1 protein-coding gene is annotated in these 703 nt (G+C 39.0%); it reads left to right on the forward strand.

Going from position 1 to position 703, the window contains the following annotated elements; translation table 11 throughout:
• Nucleotides 1–40 precede the first annotated feature (40 nt).
• Nucleotides 41–703 (forward strand): glycosyltransferase (locus LD28_RS22510; protein WP_156120235.1); only part of this gene is annotated, 663 nt, incomplete at its 3' end.

A 703-nucleotide genomic window follows, 5' to 3' on the forward strand; every position in this document is an offset into this window, starting at 1 on the left:
CGGTGAGGTTGATGATGGGCGGAGATCGATAAAGCGTAGAGTGGAAAGAGCAATTCCTTTTTTATTTGATAAATGTTGTCATCATGGTGCATTTTTGGCATGTTCAGCATTATCTATTTATACAAAAATAAGACCAGTAAAAAGCTATTATGGTGTGATGGATGAAAATTATGAATCATCTAGATCTGTTTATGCAAAAAACAAGGCCTGTGTACTGCTCTCTGGAACTTTGACTGCTGATACAGGCGCTAATAGATTGATTTCCGCTATACGTAAAATGCGGGAAAATTATGAAGATTGGATGGATCACATCGAGTTTTCTATTTGTGGGATGGGTGATAGTCTTATCACTTTTCGTGAATTGGAGTCCACTTCTCAAGCTCCAACTGTCAGGGTTCATGGTCGATTAAATAATGTTGAGTATAGCGAGTTACTTGCGACTTCCGATATTGGGCTGTCTCTGAAGCCTGTTGGCGGTATATATGCCGATACAACATTTCCATCCAAAGTAGTCGAGTATTCTAGCCATAACTTATTGGTAATTTCGACTGACATCAGTGATGTTAAAAGTGTGCTGGGCCAAAACGGTGCTTGTTATTTAAACGGCAATGAGGCTGACGAATTAATTGATTGTTTGAAGAGATTAATTGACAATAGAGAGTTGATTAACTCCATCGCGATGGCTGGAACTTTATCTTTGAGG

It is taken from the genome of Aeromonas finlandensis (assembly GCF_000764645.1).
GTDB classification, from domain to species: domain Bacteria; phylum Pseudomonadota; class Gammaproteobacteria; order Enterobacterales; family Aeromonadaceae; genus Aeromonas; species Aeromonas finlandensis.